Source organism: Shigella sp. FC1567, from assembly GCF_001743015.1.
GTDB classification, from domain to species: Bacteria; Pseudomonadota; Gammaproteobacteria; order Enterobacterales; family Enterobacteriaceae; genus Escherichia; species Escherichia coli.
Window position 1 is genome coordinate 1 of record NZ_MIIV01000159.1, and the last position, 4275, is coordinate 4275.

Annotated in this window: 11 protein-coding genes and 1 pseudogene; 11 read left to right on the plus strand and 1 reads right to left on the minus strand. The window is 50.2% G+C overall.

Translation table 11 applies throughout. The features are described from left to right. On the minus strand, positions 1-231 hold a 231-nt coding region (locus tag BHE85_RS11140; protein ID WP_023147292.1), incomplete at its 3' end, for an IS3 family transposase. Between the two features lie 61 nt (positions 232-292). On the opposite strand from BHE85_RS11140, the gene BHE85_RS28210 reads away from it, so the two are divergent. From BHE85_RS28210 to BHE85_RS11205, 11 genes and pseudogenes are all read left to right on the plus strand, one after another. Next, positions 293-658 carry a DUF6645 domain-containing protein gene (locus BHE85_RS28210; RefSeq protein WP_044325816.1) on the plus strand — a complete coding sequence of 122 codons (366 nt, stop codon included), beginning with the start codon at positions 293-295 and terminating at the stop codon, positions 656-658. A 139-nt stretch (positions 659-797) separates the two neighbouring features. Next, positions 798-980, plus strand: coding sequence for a DUF1378 family protein (locus BHE85_RS11150; protein WP_000142783.1), 183 nt, complete (start codon positions 798-800; stop codon positions 978-980). Then, positions 904-1251, plus strand: coding sequence for a DUF826 domain-containing protein (locus BHE85_RS11155; protein WP_162467008.1), 348 nt, complete (start codon positions 904-906; stop codon positions 1249-1251). Before BHE85_RS11150 ends, BHE85_RS11155 begins: the two co-directional genes overlap by 77 nt. A 76-nt stretch (positions 1252-1327) precedes the next feature. After that, the gene (locus BHE85_RS11160) at positions 1328-1543 is read left to right on the plus strand and encodes a class II holin family protein (RefSeq protein ID WP_004984596.1); all 216 of its coding nucleotides are present in this window, start codon (positions 1328-1330) and stop codon (positions 1541-1543) included. A 4-nt stretch (positions 1544-1547) separates the two neighbouring features. Then, a complete protein-coding gene (locus BHE85_RS11165) occupies positions 1548-1892 on the plus strand; it encodes a YdfR family protein (RefSeq protein WP_000731267.1) in 345 nt (114 codons plus the stop codon). A gap of 50 nt (positions 1893-1942) precedes the next feature. Then, complete coding sequence (locus BHE85_RS11170; protein WP_001092881.1) at positions 1943-2476, plus strand: lysozyme; 534 nt, start codon at positions 1943-1945, stop codon at positions 2474-2476. A 155-nt stretch (positions 2477-2631) separates the two neighbouring features. After that, entirely contained in the window at positions 2632-2814 is a 183-nt protein-coding gene (locus tag BHE85_RS11180; RefSeq protein ID WP_001151823.1) for a hypothetical protein, read from the plus strand. Between the two features lie 14 nt (positions 2815-2828). Then, positions 2829-2960, plus strand: coding sequence for a hypothetical protein (locus BHE85_RS28050; protein WP_001280932.1), 132 nt, complete (start codon positions 2829-2831; stop codon positions 2958-2960). 11 nt (positions 2961-2971) lie between these two features. Then, on the plus strand, positions 2972-3355 hold the full coding sequence (locus BHE85_RS28400) for a lysis protein (RefSeq protein WP_000947253.1): 384 nt from the start codon (positions 2972-2974) through the stop codon (positions 3353-3355). 23 nt (positions 3356-3378) lie between these two features. Further along, positions 3379-3603, plus strand: a complete 225-nt coding sequence (locus BHE85_RS11195; protein ID WP_000735655.1) for a hypothetical protein — start codon at positions 3379-3381, stop codon at positions 3601-3603. Between the two features lie 353 nt (positions 3604-3956). Further along, a pseudogene (locus BHE85_RS11205) lies at positions 3957-4275 on the plus strand (transposase); the annotation flags it as partial.

Below are 4275 nucleotides of genomic sequence, written 5' to 3' on the forward strand. Positions count from 1 at the left end.
TTCCAGCTCTTTCAGACGCTGACGTTCAGCGGTGGTGAGCCCGCCATCACCGCCTCCGGTATCCCGCTCATGCTGGCGTACCCAGACACGCAGAGTCTCCGGTGTACAGCCAATCTTTGGGGCAATGGAACAAATTGCCGCCCACTGTGAGTCATATTCGCCCTGACTTTCCAGAACCATACGAATCGCCCTCTGACGGACTTCGGGGGAAAAACGAGTATTTTTAGTCATCCTGTTTACCTCTTTCTCAGGGAGTTTAGTCTCCAGGATTCCCGGGGCGGTTCACTGGCGAATAGCGGAATGGCCGGGTGAGGGTGGTGAAGGCCATCTGAGTTCTTTCTTTGTCCAGACAGATAAAGCCAGTATTAATGTTGCATACCATCATACAGTTAATCAACAAAAAGAACTTGGCACGTTTGGCGCATTCGACCATGACTGGCATACGCTTGCATTTAAATTTAAGGGCAGTAACAGCATTAATGTTACTCCGGTGCTTGATGGTGTGGATGGACAGGCGTTTGACCTGGTGAAATGGGCCAATACTGCTAATGGACTCAACAGGTTTGTCATTACGGATATTACAGGTAGTGCAGAAACCTACCCTGTACTTATTGATACGGTGGAAGTTAAAGCAAACAAAGCTGGAGCAGCCGCATAATTGCTAAAAAAAGCCGCCAGCGGCAGGAATGGAAGCTGGCGGAGGTAATCCCAATGGAGAATGTAAAGAAAAGATGCTTTCGTACATTGGTTTTTTAAATGAAAACAATTCTCATTGTCAACCATAACGGTAAGAAATTATGACATTTATTCATCAGGTGATGCTGTACTTCTGTACGGCGGTCTGTGTGCTGTATCTTCTTTCGGGTGGGTACAGGGCTGTGCGCGATTTCTGGTGCAGGCAGATTGATAAAAGGGCCGCTGAGAAAATCAGCGCCAGTCAGTCAGCCGGAAGCAAACCCGAAGAACCCGTTACTCCTTAACAACCCCTTTCAGCGAGAAAATCCCATGTCAGAAATCACATCCCTGGTCACTGCAGAGGCAGTGAAGGAAGTCCTGCGCTCTGAAGAAGTCCGGAGCGCACTGAAACAGAAACTTCGCCAGAATCTTGAGTCGCGTCTTGATGCAGAAGTGGATGCCATTCTGGATGAGCTGCTGGGCGTAGCAGCGGTTCCTGAGCCGGAAGGTATCGCGGGTGACGGGAGTGCTTCAGATGGCGGTGAACCTACACCTGACAGCGACATGATGATGTAAGCATGCGCAAGGGACCATCGGTGTGTGCCGGTGGTCTTTATATTGTTGTGAGCTTCCGGATTGCGGGAGACGGGGTATGTACCAGATGGAAAAAATCACAACAGGTGTGTCATACACCACGTCAGCGGTGGGAACGGGCTACTGGTTCCTGCAGTTGCTGGACAGGTTTTCCCCGTCTCAGTGGGCGGCAATAGGCGTGCTGGGGAGTCTGTTGTTTGGGCTGCTGACATATCTGACTAACCTGTATTTCAAAATCAGAGAGGACCGTCGTAAGGCGGCGCGGGGAGAGTAAAGCGATGAAGAAAAAATACGAACTGGTTGTTAAAGGGATAAATAATTACCCGAATAAGATTACTGTTACTGTGGCACTGGAAATTGGTGGGTATCCGTCACTGTTGTTGCCAGATGTGGCGATTAGTCTTGACCGTACTGAAGATGCCACGCTGGAGTTTTACGAAGCTGAGGCGAAAAAGCAGGCGAAGCAGTTTTTCATGGATGTTGCTGCCGGGTTATGTGAAGGGGATGGTCCGTTGCCGGAAAAGCGCCCCGTAATTTTAGAGGCGCAGGATGTGTTGATAACCTACAGAGGAAAACTACCGGGAATAATTACTGGTTCTCTGAAGACTCCACCGCTGGCCTGAAGACTTAACATATCCAGGGATTTGAAATCGATAAACCCTGATAAATATCCATGAACACCAAAATCAAATACGGCCTGTCGGCTGCCGTTCTGGCGCTGATTGCCGCAGGTGCGCCTGCGCCTGAAATCCTCGACCAGTTTCTGGATGAAAAGGAAGGTAACCACACCACGGCATACCGTGATGGCGCGGGTATCTGGACCATCTGCCGCGGTGCCATCCTGGTGGATAGTAAACCTGTCGTCCCGGGCATGAAGTTGTCGAAGGAAAAATGCGACCAGGTCAACGCCATTGAGCGTGATAAGGCGCTGGCATGGGTGGAGCGCAATATTAAAGTGCCGCTGACCGAACCCCAGAAAGCGGGTATCGCGTCATTTTGTCCCTATAACATTGGCCCCGGTAAGTGTTTCCCGTCGACGTTTTACAGACGGATTAATGCTGGTGACCGCAGGGGAGCATGCGAAGCGATTCGCTGGTGGATTAAGGACGGTGGCAGAGACTGCCGTATCCGCTCAAATAATTGCTACGGTCAGGTATCCCGGCGAGACCAGGAAAGTGCGCTGGCGTGCTGGGACATCGACAGATAAGCAGAATATTTTGCTGAAAATAAGGCATGAGCACGCGGACGGATAACACGAAATCCTGCGAACTGGCGAAACGTAAGTGAATAAAAGTAAAAACCCCGTTTGTTGGCACCAGGCGGGGTTTTGTGTTTCTGACCTTGAGTAAGGCAAGGGAGAACATGGCGAAGTATAAACGAATTCTGTTGAGGTTGACCATGAAAAACGGCCTTGAACTGAAAGCGCCTGTAACTGATGACATCAGCAGAGCACTGGCTTTTGCCATTAAGTGGGTGGCGGTCGGTGTTGCTGTGTCCCCGATGCTGTATGGGCTGGCAAAACTGGTCATTGCGTTGAAATCGTGAAGGGAGGATTAAGCATGTCAGACAAACTCATAACGCTGGCGAAGATCCTCTGTGTAATTGTCGGCATTTCATTTTCACTAATGCTGGTTGCTCTTTTTCTTTCCATGGCCTGGATGATGTTGTCTTCGTCGGGGCTGCTGGGGTGAACATAAACCGAATGCTTTCCGCGTTTACCGTTATTCTGCTGGTGGTCTGTGGTGCGCTGTGGCTGGCAACAGACCATTACCGTGATAACGCCATCACCTACAAAGCGCAGCGCGATAAAAAAGCCAGAGAGCTGGAGCTGGCAAACGCAACCATTACTGACATGCAGCAGCGCCAGCGTGATGTTGCCGCTGGTCGTAAGCGCCTGCGGATCAACGCCACCTGCTCCGGTACCGTGCGTGAAGCCACCGGCACCTCCGGAATGGATAATGCAACCGGCCCCCGACTGGCAGACACCGCTGAACGGGATTATTTCACCCTCAGAGAGCGGTTGATGACAATGCAGAAGCAACTGGAAGGGGCGCAGGAATATATCCGCACTCAGTGTATTAACTAGTATTTTTGTTATCCGGAGAATGCATGAAGAAATTACTGGTAACCGTAAAGCCTTTTCAGGGAACAATTCCGTTCCGTATTTTGCAGCGTGGTCGTGTTCTTGTTGAAGGTTCGTTCAGTGGTAAATGTACGCAATTACACTCCCGGACCTTTCAGGTGAATGCCACGAATGAAGAGCTAACCGTTGAGTGTACGATGAATGCCGCTAAATGCCGCATGGTATCCGCTGCATTACAGCCAGTGTGTTGAGCGACCTTATTAACCATGCGCGGTATTGTCGCCGTATCCCCGCATTAACAGAGACCGCAGCCCGACCGGGAGACTCCTCTGCGCGAGTGTGCGGGGATAATCAAAAACGATACACACCGGGGTTTACCGCGTTAACGGAGCGCGGCGTTGTCCCCTCATGGTCGCTGGTCCGGTGCGATGGTGGAAGAAACCGGACGATGTGTTACCTCGCAAGCTCTGTTATGTCATGTGTCTGATTTGTGATTTAAGTCGGATAATTGTCGTTGCCATTAAGCAGAGGATTGATGACTGAGGTAGCCTGAGTTTAACGGACACTCCTTCCTGAAATAGAATGGCATCAGAAGGAGCTAATAATGAGCAGAAAAAACCAACGTTACTCTAAAGAGTTCAAAGCCGAAGCTGTCAGAACGGTTCTTGAAAATCAACTTTCGATCAGTGAAGGCGCTTCCCGATTATCCCTTCCTGAAGGCACTTTAGGACAATGGGTTACCGCCGCCAGAAAAGGGCTCGGTACTCCTGGTTCCCGCACGGTGGCTGAACTGGAATCTGAAATTCTGCAACTGCGTAAGGCGTTAAATGAAGCTCGCCTTGAGCGAGATATATTAAAAAAAGCAACAGCGTATTTTGCACAGGAGTCGCTGAAAAATACGCGTTAATCGAACAATGGCGACA

What these genes read in the sequence shown, in the direction of transcription:
- BHE85_RS11150 (WP_000142783.1), top strand. Translation starts at nt 798, where the DNA reads ATGACATTTATTCATCAGGTGATGCTGTACTTCTGTACGGCGGTCTGT.
- BHE85_RS28400 (WP_000947253.1), top strand. Translation starts at nt 2,972, where the DNA reads ATGCTTTCCGCGTTTACCGTTATTCTGCTGGTGGTCTGTGGTGCGCTG.
- BHE85_RS11160 (WP_004984596.1), top strand. Translation starts at nt 1,328, where the DNA reads ATGTACCAGATGGAAAAAATCACAACAGGTGTGTCATACACCACGTCA.
- BHE85_RS11165 (WP_000731267.1), top strand. Translation starts at nt 1,548, where the DNA reads ATGAAGAAAAAATACGAACTGGTTGTTAAAGGGATAAATAATTACCCG.
- BHE85_RS11195 (WP_000735655.1), top strand. Translation starts at nt 3,379, where the DNA reads ATGAAGAAATTACTGGTAACCGTAAAGCCTTTTCAGGGAACAATTCCG.
- BHE85_RS11170 (WP_001092881.1), top strand. Translation starts at nt 1,943, where the DNA reads ATGAACACCAAAATCAAATACGGCCTGTCGGCTGCCGTTCTGGCGCTG.
- BHE85_RS11180 (WP_001151823.1), top strand. Translation starts at nt 2,632, where the DNA reads ATGGCGAAGTATAAACGAATTCTGTTGAGGTTGACCATGAAAAACGGC.
- BHE85_RS28050 (WP_001280932.1), top strand. Translation starts at nt 2,829, where the DNA reads ATGTCAGACAAACTCATAACGCTGGCGAAGATCCTCTGTGTAATTGTC.